We start from the raw sequence: 15,419 nt of genomic DNA, 5'->3' as shown, positions 1-15,419 counted from the left end.
CTACAAGTATTTATTATTAGTAAACAGACGTTTCGTTTGAAATATTTTCAAGAATTTGTTTTACACGTTGAAGGAATCTACCACAAATTAATCCATCAAGAACACGATGATCTAGGGACATACATAGGTTCACCATGTCGCGAACTGCGATCATCCCATTATTCATTACAACTGGTCGTTTCACAATCGATTCAACCTGTAGAATTGCAGCTTGTGGATAATTAATGATCCCCATTGATTGGACAGAACCAAATGAACCTGTGTTATTCACAGTAAATGTTCCACCTTGCATTTCATCTGCTTTTAATGTTCCCGTACGAACTTTATTTGCTAAATCAAATATTTCCTTTGCGATTCCTTTGACTGATTTATCGTCTGCATTTTTAATAACAGGAACAAATAATGCATCATCCGTAGCAACCGCTATTGAAATATTAATATCTTTCTTTTGAATAATTTTGTCACCAGCCCACATTGAGTTAATTTGTGGGAATTCTTTTAGGGCTTGTGCTACTGCCTTAACAAAGAAAGCAAAATAAGTGATATTAAATCCTTCACGTTTTTTGAAGTCTGATTTGATGGAATCACGATACTCCACTAAGTTTGTTACATCAACTTCCATCATTGTCCAAGCATGTGGTGCTTCATGCTTGCTTCTTAACATATTGTTTGCAATTGCTTTTCGAACCCCACTAACAGGGATTTCAATATCCCCTGGCAATGTTGGAATATTAACAGTTGGTGTAGATGGCTTCGCAGCAACAGCAGCTACAGGTGCTGCAGGTTTATTTTCTACCGTTTGATTAGTTTGTACTGTTGCCTCATTACTTGCCTTTGGAATATTTCCAGACTCAATGATTTTAAGTAAATCTTTTCTTGTAATCCGACCATCTTTACCTGTACCATCAACTAGCGTTAGATCAATATCGTGCTCCTGTGAAAGCTTAAGAACAGCAGGTGAGTAACGTGCTTTTCCTTTGTTTTCCTTTATTTCTTGTGATGGTGCAGAATCCTTTTTATCTTTTTCTATCTTCTCCTCGCTATCTGAAGAAGCTGTAGCCGTTGCATTTCCTTCCACTTCCATCGTACAAATCACTTGACCTACTTCAAGAGTATCACCTTCTTCAGCAATTAACTCTTTAATTACCCCTGTAAAAGAAGATGGTACTTCTGCATTTACTTTATCTGTCATCACTTCAGCTAGCGGGTCATATTTATTTACATGGTCTCCCGGGGAGACAAGCCATTTACTTATTGTACCTTCTGTTACACTTTCCCCTAGTTGAGGCATCGTAATTTTTTCTAGTGTCATTAAGGGTACCTCCTTGTCATCTATTGATCAGTATTAGTATTCAGCTAATTCCCTCATTGCTTTTTCAACTTTATCAGGGTTAACCATAAAATACTTTTCCATTGTCGGAGCATATGGCATAGCCGGAACATCAGGACCTGCCAAGCGCATGATTGGAGCATCTAAATCAAACAAGCAATTTTCCGCAATAATCGCAGAAACCTCACTCATGATGCTACCTTCTTTATTGTCCTCGGTTACTAATAAAACTTTTCCAGTTTTTGAAGCTGCCTCAATAATTGCCTCTTTATCTAATGGATAGACAGTACGAAGATCCAAAATATGAGCTTCAATTCCATCTTGAGCAAGCCTTTCTGCCGCTTGTAAGGCAAAGTGGACACTTAATCCATATGTAATAACCGTGATGTCATCACCTTCACGCTTAACATCTGCCTTCCCAATTGGTAGGACATAATCATCATCAGGAACCTCTCCCTTGATTAGACGGTATGCACGTTTATGCTCAAAGAATATAACAGGGTCCTCATCACGGATTGCAGCCTTTAGTAATCCCTTGACGTCATATGGAGTCGATGGCATAACAATTTTCAATCCTGGTTGATTAGCAAACACTGCTTCAACAGATTGAGAATGATACAATGCACCATGAACACCACCACCATACGGTGCCCGAATAACCATTGGGCAATTCCAATCATTATTCGAACGATAACGTATCTTCGCTGCTTCTGAAATAATTTGATTAACAGCAGGCATGATAAAATCAGCAAACTGCATTTCAGCAATAGGTCTCATTCCATACATCGCTGCTCCAATTCCGACACCTGCAATTGCCGATTCTGCTAATGGGGTATCAATAACACGCTCTTCACCAAACTGATCATAAAGTCCTTGTGTGGCCTTGAATACCCCACCTTTTTTACCAACATCTTCTCCTAAAACAAATACACGTGAATCACGTTCCATTTCTTCTCGAATTGCCATTGTAACTGCATCTATATATGAAATAACTGGCATTTTTTGTTCCCTCCTGTTCTCCTAAAAATTATTCACTTTTAGCATAGACATACTTCAATGCATCCTCAGGATCTGCATAAGGTGCATTCTCAGCGTAATCTGTCGCTTCATTGACAATCTTCATCACACGATCATTTATTTCTTTTTCAAGTGCATCATTCAACACACCGACTTCCTTTAAATAAGCACCAAATGTAATGATGGAATCCTTGGTTCTCGCTTCTGCAACTTCATCTTGTGAACGATATGCACGATCATCATCATCTGAAGAGTGAGCAGTTAGACGGTAAGAAATGGCTTCAATTAGTGTTGGTCCTTCACCTTTTCTTCCTCTATCAGCAGCTTCTTTCACCGCTTTATATACTTCTAATGGATCATTTCCATCAATTGTTACTCCAGGCATTCCGTACCCAATTGCACGATCAGATACTTTTTCACAGGCTAACTGACGTTCAATAGGAACTGAAATCGCATATTTATTGTTTTCACACATAAAAATTACAGGTAATTTATGAACTCCTGCAAAGTTTGCTCCTTCATGGAAATCACCTTGATTGGAAGAGCCTTCACCAAATGTCACAAATGTAACTAAATCTTTCTTTTCCATTTTACCTGCTAAAGCGATCCCTACTGCATGTGGCACTTGAGTAGTTACAGGAGAGGATCCTGTTACAATACGATTTTTCTTTTGTCCAAAATGGCCTGGCATTTGGCGCCCCCCAGAGTTTGGATCTTCTGCCTTAGCGAATCCAGATAACATCAGTTCTTTAGGAGTCATTCCAAATGCTAAGACAACTCCTAAATCACGATAATAAGGAAGGACATAGTCCTTATCACGGTCTAAAGCAAATGCTGCACCAACTTGTGCAGCTTCTTGTCCCTGACAGGAAATAACAAATGGTATTTTTCCTGAACGGTTTAACAACCACATTCGTTCATCAATACGGCGTGCCATTAACATTGTTTCATACATTTCTAAAACGGTTTCGTCCGATAAACCTAAAGCTTTATGTCGATTTTCAGTCATAGTTTCCTACCTCCTAATAAAATCTAATTTTATGAATGAATCGCTTTGCCGTCAACAGCTAACGCTGCTTCTCCAATTGCCTCACTTAATGATGGGTGCGGATGTATAGTATGCGCAACCTCCCATGGAGTGGCATCCAGAACACGAGCAAGTCCCGCTTCAGAAATCATATCTGTCACATGTGGACCAATCATATGAACACCAAGAATATCATCTGTATCTTTGTCTGCAATGATTTTCACAAAACCATCTGCTTCTCCATAAACTAAAGCTTTACCAATTGCTCTAAAATTGAATTTCCCTACTTTCAGATGATAGCCTTTATCCTTTGCTTCCTGTTCTGTAAGACCGACACTTGCCATTTCAGGATTACTATAAATACACTTAGAAATTAAAGAATAATCGATTGGATCTGGTTTTTCCCCAGCAATATGTTCGACAGCAACAATTCCTTCATGTGAAGCAACATGGGCTAATTGTAAGCCACCAATCACATCACCGATTGCATATATATGTGATTCCTTCGTTTGAAAATATTCATTTACCTGGATAAATCCTTTTTCTACTTGAATTTCAGTGTTTTGTAACCCGATATTTTCAGTATTTGCTTGGCGTCCTACTGAAACAAGAATTTTTTCTCCTTTAAAACTTTGTTGTTCACCTTTTACTTCAGCAGAAATTGAAACTTGTGTATTTTCAATCTGTAAGGATTCAGAAAGAACTTTTGCAGAGGTTACAATTTTCACCCCTTTTTTCTTTAAGATCCGCGCTGCTTCCTTCGAAATTTCATGATCTTCAGTTGGAACAATTCGATCAGCATATTCAATGACTGTAACTTCTACACCAAAATCATTTAACATCGATGCCCACTCAATACCAATCACACCACCACCAACAATAATAATTGATTTTGGTAATTCAGTTAAACTGAGTGCTTCGTCAGATGAAAGAATTTTTTCCCCATCAAACTCTAATCCTGGAAGTGATCGAGGACGAGAGCCTGTCGCAATAATCACATTTTTAGGAATAAGCATTTCATTTTCTTGACCATTGTTCATTTCTACAGAAATTGTTCCAGGCATCGGGGAGAAGATAGATGGTCCTAAAATTCGACCAATTCCTTCGTAAACATCAATTTTTCCTTGTTTCATCAAATGTTGAACGCCACGATGTAGTTGATCAACAATTTGATTTTTTCGTTCTTGCACACGTGGAAAATTAAGCTGTACTTCTCCTATTTCAACTCCAAAATCCTCGCTTTTTTTAGCAGTTGCATACACTTCTGCACTGCGTAGTAAAGCTTTACTTGGTATACAACCTTTATGTAAACATGTACCGCCTAAAAGCCCTTTCTCAACAATCGCTGTTTTAAGCCCTAATTGTGATGCTCGAATGGCGGCAACATAACCACCAGTTCCACCACCTAAAATGACTAAATCATATTCTTGTGCCAAAAATATTCCTCCTAACTTACTCACATTTTACATTTTATGAACAATTTTATCATTCGTATATTCTTTTGCTTGTTCTTCACCTATGAGGACGCGTAAAGTTCCTTCAGCTAATGCTTGAAGCTCATCTTCACCTGGTTGTACAATAACATCTGCTATCCAATTAATATACTCGCGAATTTTACTTACAAACTCTTTTCCGTATGCAAGACCGCCTGTTAAAATGATCGCATCGACCTTTCCTTTTAAAACAGCGCTTGCAGATCCGATCTCTTTGGCTACTTGGTATGCCATCGCATCATAGACAAGCTTTGCATTTTCATCACCATGTTCAATCATTTTTTCTACTTCAATCGCATCATTTGTCCCTAGGTAGCCAACTAAACCACCTTGACCCACGATTTTCTTCATAATTTCTTCACGATAATACATCCCAGAAAAACAAAGATCGATAAGATCACCAACTGGAACCGTACCTGCTCGCTCAGGACTAAATGGCCCTTCACCATGTAAACCATTATTTACATCGATCACTCTACCATTTTTATGTACACCAACTGTAATGCCTCCACCCATGTGAACAACAATAACACTTAATTCCTCATATTTTTTTCCTAATTGCTTAGAGACTCGTCTTGCAACGGCTTTTTGATTTAATGCATGAAATATACTTTTGCGTTCAATTAATGAAAAACCAGATATTCTTGCAAGGGGCTCCAGCTCGTCAACAACAACTGGATCAACGATAAATGCAGGAATATTTAATGCAGTAGCTATCTCATATGCTAATATCCCCCCGAGATTTGATGCATGTTGGCCTGCATATCCTGAGTGTAAATCATCTAGCATCTCTTTATTTACTGTATAGGTTCCTCCTTCAATAGGGCGAAGCAGGCCACCCCTTCCACATATAGCATCTAAACGAGATAAGTTTATCCCTTCTTCATCTAATGTTTCAAGAATGGTTTTTTTACGAAATTCATATTGGTCAGCTATTTTATGAAAGCATTGTATGAATTGTGAATCATGACGGATTGTTTTTTCAAAAATAGAATGATCATTTACAAAGACACCAATTTTAGTCGAAGTTGATCCAGGGTTAATCACTAATATTCTGTGTTCGTTATGCGACAAAGCTGTTACCTCCATTTACTTTCTTAACGCGAAAGATGTGAAGAATTATTTTTTTCACAAACAGCATCAATGAACCAGCTTGATGCTGATTCATTGATGGATGAAACCAGTTGTTGCTTAAGCACGATTGCTTAAAATATGTTTGCTATTTAATAAAAATTGACTTCTAGATTTTGAAACCTTTGCAATTCTTTCTTCTGCCATACGATCAGCTGCCATGTAAGTAGGAATTGCGTCACGCTTTGAAATTTCAATTACTTTTGCCACATTTTGATAAATTCCTTCTACCTTTTTCATAGCACGTTCATGATTATATCCATATAATTCATCCGCTACATTAATAACACCACCAGCATTAATGACATAATCTGGTGCATAGACAATGCCCATCTCATGAATTTGATCACCATGACGAGTTTCTTTTAATTGATTATTTGCTGATCCAGCAATAACTTTTGCCTTTAATTGTGGAATAGTTTCATCATTAATAATTGCTCCTAGTGCACACGGTGCAAAAATATCACTTTCAACACCATAAATATCATTAGGATCTACAGCTTTCGCTCCAAATTGTTCAACAGCTCTTTGTACCGCTTCTTTATTAATATCAGTAACAATTAGTTTAGCGCCTTCCTCATTCAAATAACGGCATAATTCGAAAGCAACATTTCCTACACCCTGTACTGAAACCGTTAACCCTTCAAGTGAATCTGATCCAAAAGCTTCTTTAGCAGCAGCTTTCATACCTACGTAGCAACCGTATGCAGTTACAGGTGATGGATTACCTGAAGATCCGAATGCAGGAGAAATTCCTGTTACAAAATTAGTTTCTTCATGAATTAAATCCATATCAGCTACTGTTGTTCCTACATCTTCAGCTGTAATATATCGACCATTTAACCCTTGAATAAAGCGACCAAAGGCACGGAACATTTCTTCGTTCTTGTCTTTACGTGGATCACCAATAATGACAGTTTTTCCTCCACCTAAGTTCAAACCTGCTGCAGCATTTTTATAGGTCATTCCTCTTGCTAAACGAAGTGCATCTTCAATTGCTGCATCCTCTGATGCATAAGTCCACATTCTTGTCCCACCTAATGCAGGTCCTAAAGTTGTATCATGAATAGCAATAATGGCTTTTAATCCAGATTGTTCATCCTGACAGAATAATAATTGTTCATAATCATATTTACCCATGTATTCAAAAATTTTCATTTCATCTCTCTCCATTTCAACTTAATTTGATGAGCATATTGCAAGTGCTAGTGAATATAATTTATTCTCGGCACTATCTGCTCTTGATGTTAATACAATTGGTACTTTTGCACCAGCTATAACTGCAGCAACTTTTGCCTTAGCAAAATAAATTAATGATTTATAAAGGGAGTTTCCCGTTTCAATAGTTGGTACTAATAGAATATCCGCTTGACCCGCAACTTCACTATGAATCCCTTTGTGCTCTGCGGCTTCAAGAGAAATAGCATTATCAAGTGCAAGTGGTCCATCAACGAGACAATTTTTAATTTGCCCCCTATTATTCATTTGTGTTAGTGCTGCTGCATCTAATGTTGCTTTCATTGTAGGATTAATTACTTCCACTGCTGCCAAAACTGCAACTTTTGGAAGTTCAATTCCAGTTGCACGAGCAATTTGAACAGAATTGTTTATAATATGAGCCTTTTGTTCAACATCAGGCTCAATATTCATAGCAGCATCTGATACAAATATTAAACGGTCAAATGCTGGTACTTCAAAAGCAGCAACATGTGATAAAACTTTCCCCGTTCTTAGTCCATATTCCTTTTTTAATACTGTTTTCAATAACTTAGCTGTAGGAATATTTCCTTTCATTAGAACGTGAGCATTACCACTCCCCACTGCAAGCACAGCTAATTTAGCTGCTTCATCATTAGATTCGGCATGAATAATTGCAATATCCTCATGGCCAATTAGCTGCGGAAAATTGCGATCGATTAATTCGTAAATCCCTTTTTCCGATCCGTATAATAAAAAACTAGCCAGTCGATGTTCCACAGCGAGTGAAACCGCTTCCAATACCTCGTAATCCTCAGCGGCTGCAATTGCCACTTTTGCCTTATTTTGTTGGGTTGCTTTTTTTATTACTCCGTCTAAATTCATGTTCGTTGCCTCAACCCCTTTTCTTATTCTTCCACCAAATAGATATCATGCAATTTTCATACCAAAAATTATTATAGCATGTTCATAGCAACTAATAAAAAATATACACTTATCTCTGCGTGCAATATTTTTCTCACCATGCAAATTATTGCATGTTTATATTTGCAAGATTATATTTTTCAATTTTATAATATAGATTTCTAATTGAAACACCTAATTGCTTTGCCGTTGCTGTTTTATTGCCATTATTTTGCTCTAACACTTGTTTAATAATATTTTTTTCATACTGATCTACTAATGATGTTAGATCCTTATCAATTGTTATTTTTAAAGGTGATTCTAATGGCTTTGCTTGGTGGCTGGTTAAATCCATAATATGCCTACTATCCAATTGCACTTCATTATAGCCCATAAATATTATGGCACGTCCTAGGATATTTTCTAGTTCTCGAACATTTCCTGGCCAATCATATTCCATTAGTTTTACAATTGCCTGCTCAGTTATTCCTTCAACATTCCTACCATAGTCTTGATTTAACTTATGAATCAACTTATCACACAATAATGGAATTTCCTCTTTTCTATTTCTTAAAGGAGGAATATGAATCGGCATTCGATTCAAACGATAATACAAGTCTTCGCGAAACGAGCGATCAGCAATCGCTTTCTCAAGATTGACATGAGTAGCAGCAATGATTCTAACATTTATCGGGATAGCATTTGTACCGCCAACACGTACAATTTCGTTTTCCTGTAAAACCCTCAATAACTTTGCCTGAGTATTCGCACTTAATTCACCAATTTCATCAAGGAAAATACTCCCATTATTAGCTTCTTCAAACAAACCTTTTTTTCCGCCACGTTTTGCACCAGAAAAGGCTCCTTCTTCATAGCCAAATAATTCACTTTCCAATAAAGATTCTGAAATAGCTGCACAGTTCACACGGATAAATTTATTATATTTTCGATCACTTGCATTATGTATTGCATGTGCGAATAACTCCTTACCTGTCCCAGATTCCCCTCTTAGTAAAATGGTTGCAGGCGTTTTTGCCCCTAACTTTGCCTGTTCCACCGCAATGTTCATTTCATCAGAATTAGAAATAATATCTTCAAAGGTATACTTAGCTTCTAAGTTCCGAATGATTTGTCTTGCGCGATTTAATTCTTTTGTAAGGGATTGAATCTCGGAAACATCGTGAATGACTCCTACACTTCCTTTTAAAATTCCATCTACTATAATTGGTGCAACATTAACGATTACCTCTTTTTTCATCGGGCCAACACGCATTTTTGTACCTCTTATTGCTCGGCGTGTTTGAATGACCTTTAAATGCATACTTTCTCCCTCAGAGATATCTGCTGTGGCCGGCTGGCCAATTACTTGTTCTTTTGGTAGCCCGGTAATTCTTGTATATGCAGGATTAATTAATATCCCGCGTCCATTCTCATCAACAACGGAAATTGCTTCATCACTTGACTGAATGATTGCTTCTAACATTGTTTGAATTTCTTTCAGATTTGTTATTTCCTCAGCTAGATTAACAACCTCCGTTATGTCTTTAAACACGGCAATGGCTCCGATCACTTCATTACGATCGTTCGTCATTGGAATTCTTGTGGTGATAATTCTTTTTCCATTTTCAAGAACGGATTCTTGATTACTTTCTATTCTTTTAGTTGAAATAATTCTCGGCAATTTACTTTTTGGAATGACTTCATGAATATGTTTTCCAATTGCTTGTGATACAGGAACACCTGTCATACGGGCTGCACTTTTATTAAAGAAAATGATCATTCCATCTGTATCAATCACAACCATAGCATCATCAGTAGAGTTTAAAATTAAATGGTGTTTATATGTCTCATTTTGTAATTCTGTAATTAATCCTTCTTTTTCCTCCATTAAAGTAGCAATTAAATATGCAACACTGCCAGGAATTAAGACAGTTTGTTTACTTCTTACTTCTAAAATTTCTTGGAATACATTTTGATCACCTGTGACTTCAATTATAATATCAATCGAGTCATTATAAAAATCTCTCCAATTGCTTCCTGTAGGGATTCCTTTTTTTTCTGCCAATTGGATTGCCCTAGCATTTATATTTCGATCAATAACCGCCTGTATCCTAAAATTGTTACTACCAAGAAGCATTTTCAAAATTGCTGCTCCGCCCTTGCCTCCTCCAACTAATAGAACATTCTGCAATTTTGTTCCTCCCTAAATATGCAAAATTTTTCATACTATTATTTTATGTTTAGAAGAAATAATTTTCAAGTTTGGACTAACCAATTATTTCACTCGGATGGATTCTAATGACTGTTTGCTTGACAAATATTTTGTTTGGTATATGATTTTTTTGAAAGCGTATGTATAAGGAGATAGCTCATGATTCGTTTATTTGCATTAATTATTATGGTGATCCCAGGAATTATTGCCGCAATTGGTATTAAGTTAATGAGAGATATGTTATTCGGAATTCTTCAAGCGCCTTTTCCATATCTTTGGATACAATTTTTAATCGGCTTTATATTTTTTCTTGGTGGTTTAGGATTTATTGCAGGATTTGTATTTTATCGTGATCGTAAAAGAAATAAAGTTCAAAAAAGATTCGTCAAAAAGTCTAAATAAAAAAGGATGTTCCTATAGCAGCATTGAACTGAACCCCGAATAGTAGACACTTAAAAAAAAGTGCCCTATTCGGGGTTTTTTCTATGGGAAAAGCCCGTTATACTTAACATAATTAATTTGAACGGGAGTTATCTTATGAGTAAAATCTATTTTAATGAACATCAACGTCAACTATTAGAAGCCAATCCCAATGTTGCTTCAGTATCTGACCGAGCGATTCAATATACACCTGAATTTAAAATTAAAGCAGTAAATGAGAACTTAGCTGGGAAAGGACCTACTCAAATCTTTATAGAAAATGGGTTTGATCTTGAAATGATTGGCCCTAAAAAAGCTAAATCAGCTTTGAAGCGTTGGAGAAATACTTTTAATCAATATGGAGAAAATGGTTTTTTGGAAGAACGTAGAGGAAAAGGAAGTACGGGAAGACCAACAACTAGTGAGTTATCCGCTGATAAGAAGCTAGAAAAAGCAGAGGCTCGTATTCGTTATCTCGAAGCTGAAATTGAATTACTAAAAAAGCTAGAGGAACTCGAAAGGAAGGCGAAGAAACACAAGTAGCTCCACATGAAAAATACGCAGTCATCAATGAAGTAATTCGTAAATATCAACTAATCAATAGTGTCTCTGAGCTATGTACTGTCGCACATGTTAGTCGCAGTGGTTATTATGCATGGCTGCGGAATACTGAAAAACATGCCATTCGAGAGAACAATGATTATGAGGATTATCTCTTTTTAAAGTGCATCTATGATGCATTCAAAGGGAAAGTTGGCTATCGTGGACTTTATATGAAAGTATGTGAATTACTTGAAAACCCAATGAACCCAAAGAAAATACGCCGTCTAATGCGCAAGTATAATTTCTTTGCGAAAGTGCGACGTGCAAACCCATATAAAAATATTGCAAAAGCTACTCAAGAACATAAGACATTACCAAATAGATTAAACCGTGAATTTACACAAGACGAGCCGGAAAAAGTATTTTTAACTGACATTACCTATTTAAAGTATCGAGGAAAAACAGCCTATCTATCCTGTGTTAAGGATGTCGCTACACGTGAAATAGTGGCATATGAATTATCACAAACATTGAAAATGTCGATTGTTTACAATACTCTAGCAAAATTAGAAGAGAAATTAGGGAATAATATACATCCAGAAGCCATGATACACTCTGATCAAGGTTTCCATTACACGCATCCAGAATTTCAAAAAAGGGTGAAACAGATGAATTTGAAACAATCTATGTCACGTAGAGGGAACTGTATCGATAATGCACCAATGGAATCCTTCTTTGGACATATGAAAGATGAAATGGACTATAAAGAAGTTCATACATTTGAAGAACTAAAACAATTAGTTAATCAATATATGATTTTCTATAATGCATCAAGAAGACAATGGAATTTAAAAAAGATGACTCCGGCAGAATACCGAAGTCATCTAATCGCTGCTTAAATAGCAGGGTTACTTTTATTAAACTGTCCGAAATTTAGGGCGCAGTTCACATAAAGCTAAGGACATCCTTTTTATTTTAGGTTTTCATCATTTGTTTTTTTATTTTTTTTGCTTTTTCTGGGTAATCCGTTATAATTGCTGAACACTCAATGGCAATTAATCGCTCCATATCTTCTTTTTTATTAACTGTATATGGTCTTACAGCAATACCATCTTCAATAGCTCCTCGAATAATCATATCTGGAGCAGCCTTCATATTTGGATGCATCCCCTTTGCATGGATGGCACGTGCATAAATCCAAGGCATATAAAGGCCTTCAGAGTACAAAGGTGCTGTTTCTATATCCGGAGCCAATTGATAACAGTGCACAAGTGAGTAATGATTAAAAGACGATATTATGATTCGCTCCTCATATTGATATTCCCGAATCAAATCAATTACTTTTTCTTCAAGAAACGGATACATAATTTTCCCATTTTTCAATTCAATATTACATTGAAGTTGATTTCCTTTCATCCAATCAAATACTTCTCTTAACGTAGGAATTCTAGGTACTCGAATAAAAGATTGAAAGGTCTTAAATTTATAACTTGCATTCAAGGATTTTAAATCACTTAGAAAAAAATCTTGTACAAATCCTTTTCCATTCGTTGTTCGATCCACTGTTTCATCATGAATAACAACAATTTCTCCCTCTTTGGACAAATGTACATCCAATTCAATTCCATCTGCCCCACATTTCTCCGCTGCAATAAACGATTCCATCGTATTTTCAGGGTGTGTCCCCGCTGAACCACGATGGGCAAAAATTAAAGTCATTTTTTCACGTCCTTTTTCGATACTGCGATTTAGCGTTCTCTTATATAGTCACTTATTCAATTTGATCACTCACTGAAAAACTAGATGCCTTGGCCCTTTTCTCAGTAAAGGCCATCAACAACTAAGAAAAGAGCCTACAGATCAAAAAAGATTAAATAGCGACTTCATCTTTCAAGTGGATAGATACAATTCGAATATTTTTAAACATACACCTATATACATAGTATAAACAGATTGTAGGCAGGGAGTGCATAATGAAAAAAGTCTTAATAAAAATGATTATACTAGTCGTTTTACTCGTTTTATTCCTATTTCTATTTTTTAAACTTCCAAAAAGCACATATAAAAGGGTTGAGATCATCGAAAAATACTACACTCCTCACTTCAATGGCAAAGCTAAAGGGATTACTACAAATAAAAATGTTCCTACCTATACAATCCCAAATGGTCAGGAGGCTTGTTTAATGGAATTCAGCAATGGTCAAATATTAGAAATGGACTGTACTCAATACCTCAACTATAAAGTCGGAGAAAAAGTCAAGATTAAATATGACAAACACCGGCTCCTTGATATCAGAAGGAAGTAAAGTGAACATAAAAAGAGAATCAAACCCCACAAAGAATATTTAGTGTTAAATTCTACACTAATAATATTCTCTGTGGGGTCTTTCCTTTTTGGATTAGGCTGTTTTCGTATCGTTTGTTGCTTTTGTAAAAGATTCAGCGATTCTTATAAAGTTTGTTGCACTTTTCTCAGTGAATTGAAAGGTGTAGCGGTCTTCAGCTAATAGTTATTTATTAAAACTTTACTTAAATAGGAACAATGTTTGAGAAAAGAGCCTATTAATATAACCACCTATATAGTTTTATCTATACTTGCAATAAATAAGCTGTATGCAATATAAAGGGATAAGATTATCTAAAATTGCGAAGAGGATTTCCTAAATTTATTGTTAACCATATTTTTTTAGAAGATGAAGATTTCTTTCATTGGTATTTTTAATTACAAAATAATGAATATAATCATTATGGCATAAAAATTTTAAACATTCAATTAAGTAAATCAATTCTCATCCTTTTAAAAGATATTCAAAGCCTCTTTCCACAATAAAATAAACAAATCCGTTAGTCCTCAACCTTTTTTAATTGAACATTATCGATCAAGCAACAATGTTTGTGTAAAAAACGATAAAAAAGGCTATTTTCGTATCGTTTATTGCTTTTATAAAAGAAAAGCCCAACTGCCGGCTTTTACACCCATTTAAGGATTTTAGAGATTGCAGCTTGCAATATGAATGTTGTAGCGATCTTCAGCCGATATTATTAGCAAAAACATTAATTAAACAACACCAATGTTAGAGACAAATAAATTTAATCCCAACAAAAAAAAAGACATCTTCTTATATAAAGAATGATGTCTTTTTGAAACAAATTATATTTTCAAGTGTTGATACTGTACTTTAACAACATTAGCAAATAATGTGAATTATGATGCCTTATGTTCCAAACGCAATTTATCTGCAACCATTGCAATGAATTCTGAGTTCGTTGGCTTTGCTTTTGACATACTGACAGTGTAACCAAATAAGGAGGAGATAGAGTCAATATTTCCACGGCTCCAGGCCACTTCAATTGCATGGCGAATGGCTCTTTCTACACGGCTTGCAGTGGTATTATATTTTTTGGCAATATCAGGATACAATACCTTTGTAATAGAACCTAATAATTCAATATCATTATATACCATTGAAATGGCTTCTCGTAAATATAAATACCCTTTAATATGTGCAGGGACTCCAATTTCATGTATGATACTAGTTATGCTTGCATCTAAATTTTTAGGCTTTTGCTCAGTCCTTATAGAAGGATGACTTGTTTTCTTAATTATTGGACTAGTCTTTCCACTAACTTGCCTAATCTGACTAGCCAAATTGTTCATATCAAATGGCTTAAGAATAAAATAAGACGCACCTAATTCAACTGCTTTTTTTGTAACATCTTCCTGACCAAATGCAGTTAGCATAATGACATTTGGCATCTCACCATTTTCCCGTAACTGTTGTAATACCCCTAATCCATCCAAATGCGGCATAATAATATCGAGAATTAGAACATCAGGCTTAGCATCTTGCAATAGTTCTAAGCACTCCTGACCATTATAAGCAACACCACTTATTTCCATGTCCTCTTGGGATGAAATGAATTCCTCTAATAATCCGACTAGTTCACGATTATCATCTACAATAAAAACTTTAATTTTGTTCACTCCATGTTTCCTCCTCAATCACCTAAACGCGTTTTTCAACTTTTATTTGTTCTCTAATGAGATTTCGACAATGGCGTATAAATTCCTTCTGATATTTAAAAATTTCTCAAAAAAACTATAAAATCTTTATTTTTCTCTTAAAATCTCTTGTTTTCGACCTA

General features: G+C 35.7%; 12 protein-coding genes and 2 pseudogenes. 3 read left to right on the top strand and 11 right to left on the bottom strand.

Features of this window, described 5'->3' with window-relative positions; translation table 11 throughout:
- Positions 1 to 16: 16 nt before the first annotated feature.
- From I5818_RS09775 to I5818_RS09740, 9 genes and pseudogenes are all read right to left on the bottom strand, one after another.
- Positions 17 to 976, bottom strand: a pseudogene (locus I5818_RS09775) (dihydrolipoamide acetyltransferase family protein); the annotation flags it as partial.
- A 165-nt stretch (positions 977 to 1,141) separates the two neighbouring features.
- A pseudogene (locus tag I5818_RS26425) lies at positions 1,142 to 1,291 on the bottom strand (biotin/lipoyl-containing protein); the annotation flags it as partial.
- 54 nt (positions 1,292 to 1,345) lie between these two features.
- Positions 1,346 to 2,329 carry an alpha-ketoacid dehydrogenase subunit beta gene (locus I5818_RS09770; protein WP_058002249.1) on the bottom strand — a complete coding sequence of 328 codons (984 nt, stop codon included), beginning with the start codon at positions 2,327 to 2,329 and terminating at the stop codon, positions 1,346 to 1,348.
- A gap of 28 nt (positions 2,330 to 2,357) precedes the next feature.
- Entirely contained in the window at positions 2,358 to 3,356 is a 999-nt protein-coding gene (locus tag I5818_RS09765) for a thiamine pyrophosphate-dependent dehydrogenase E1 component subunit alpha (RefSeq protein WP_058002248.1), read from the bottom strand.
- A 29-nt stretch (positions 3,357 to 3,385) separates the two neighbouring features.
- Entirely contained in the window at positions 3,386 to 4,810 is a 1,425-nt protein-coding gene (gene lpdA / locus I5818_RS09760) for a dihydrolipoyl dehydrogenase (RefSeq protein WP_058002247.1), read from the bottom strand.
- Between the two features lie 27 nt (positions 4,811 to 4,837).
- A complete protein-coding gene (gene buk, locus I5818_RS09755; RefSeq protein WP_058002246.1) occupies positions 4,838 to 5,956 on the bottom strand; it encodes a butyrate kinase in 1,119 nt (372 codons plus the stop codon).
- Positions 5,957 to 6,058: 102 nt separating this feature from the next.
- Positions 6,059 to 7,156, bottom strand: a complete 1,098-nt coding sequence (gene bcd, locus I5818_RS09750; protein WP_058002245.1) for a branched-chain amino acid dehydrogenase — start codon at positions 7,154 to 7,156, stop codon at positions 6,059 to 6,061.
- 21 nt (positions 7,157 to 7,177) lie between these two features.
- Positions 7,178 to 8,080 carry a phosphate butyryltransferase gene (gene yqiS, locus I5818_RS09745; RefSeq protein WP_058002244.1) on the bottom strand — a complete coding sequence of 301 codons (903 nt, stop codon included), beginning with the start codon at positions 8,078 to 8,080 and terminating at the stop codon, positions 7,178 to 7,180.
- A gap of 145 nt (positions 8,081 to 8,225) precedes the next feature.
- Positions 8,226 to 10,289, bottom strand: a complete 2,064-nt coding sequence (locus tag I5818_RS09740; RefSeq protein WP_058002243.1) for a sigma-54 interaction domain-containing protein — start codon at positions 10,287 to 10,289, stop codon at positions 8,226 to 8,228.
- Positions 10,290 to 10,469: 180 nt separating this feature from the next.
- Between I5818_RS09740 and I5818_RS09735 the strand changes: the two genes are divergently transcribed.
- Both I5818_RS09735 and I5818_RS09730 read left to right on the top strand, forming a co-directional pair.
- Positions 10,470 to 10,712 carry a DUF2627 domain-containing protein gene (locus I5818_RS09735; protein ID WP_058002242.1) on the top strand — a complete coding sequence of 81 codons (243 nt, stop codon included), beginning with the start codon at positions 10,470 to 10,472 and terminating at the stop codon, positions 10,710 to 10,712.
- Between the two features lie 135 nt (positions 10,713 to 10,847).
- Positions 10,848 to 12,172 (top strand): IS3 family transposase gene (locus tag I5818_RS09730; protein ID WP_139254896.1). Its coding sequence is split into 2 segments (ribosomal slippage): positions 10,848 to 11,226 and positions 11,226 to 12,172, totalling 1,326 coding nucleotides; the frame shifts between segments, so codons are not numbered across the junction.
- A gap of 76 nt (positions 12,173 to 12,248) precedes the next feature.
- On the opposite strand, the gene I5818_RS09725 is transcribed toward I5818_RS09730, so the two are convergent.
- Positions 12,249 to 12,992: a glycerophosphodiester phosphodiesterase gene (locus I5818_RS09725; protein ID WP_058002241.1), complete on the bottom strand. Its 744-nt coding sequence runs from the start codon at positions 12,990 to 12,992 to the stop codon at positions 12,249 to 12,251.
- 254 nt (positions 12,993 to 13,246) lie between these two features.
- On the opposite strand from I5818_RS09725, the gene I5818_RS09720 reads away from it, so the two are divergent.
- Entirely contained in the window at positions 13,247 to 13,579 is a 333-nt protein-coding gene (locus tag I5818_RS09720; RefSeq protein WP_078111478.1) for a hypothetical protein, read from the top strand.
- Positions 13,580 to 14,478: 899 nt separating this feature from the next.
- On the opposite strand, the gene spo0A is transcribed toward I5818_RS09720, so the two are convergent.
- Positions 14,479 to 15,258 (bottom strand): sporulation transcription factor Spo0A, encoded by a 780-nt coding sequence (gene spo0A / locus I5818_RS09715; RefSeq protein ID WP_058002239.1) that lies wholly within the window; start codon positions 15,256 to 15,258, stop codon positions 14,479 to 14,481.
- Between the last annotated feature and the right edge of the window lie 161 nt (positions 15,259 to 15,419).

Source organism: Heyndrickxia oleronia (genome assembly GCF_017809215.1).
In the GTDB taxonomy this organism is placed as follows: Bacteria; Bacillota; Bacilli; order Bacillales; family Bacillaceae_C; genus Heyndrickxia; species Heyndrickxia oleronia.
The sequence above is the reverse complement of the archived record's forward strand: the minus strand, read 5'-3'. Positions and strand labels throughout refer to the sequence as shown.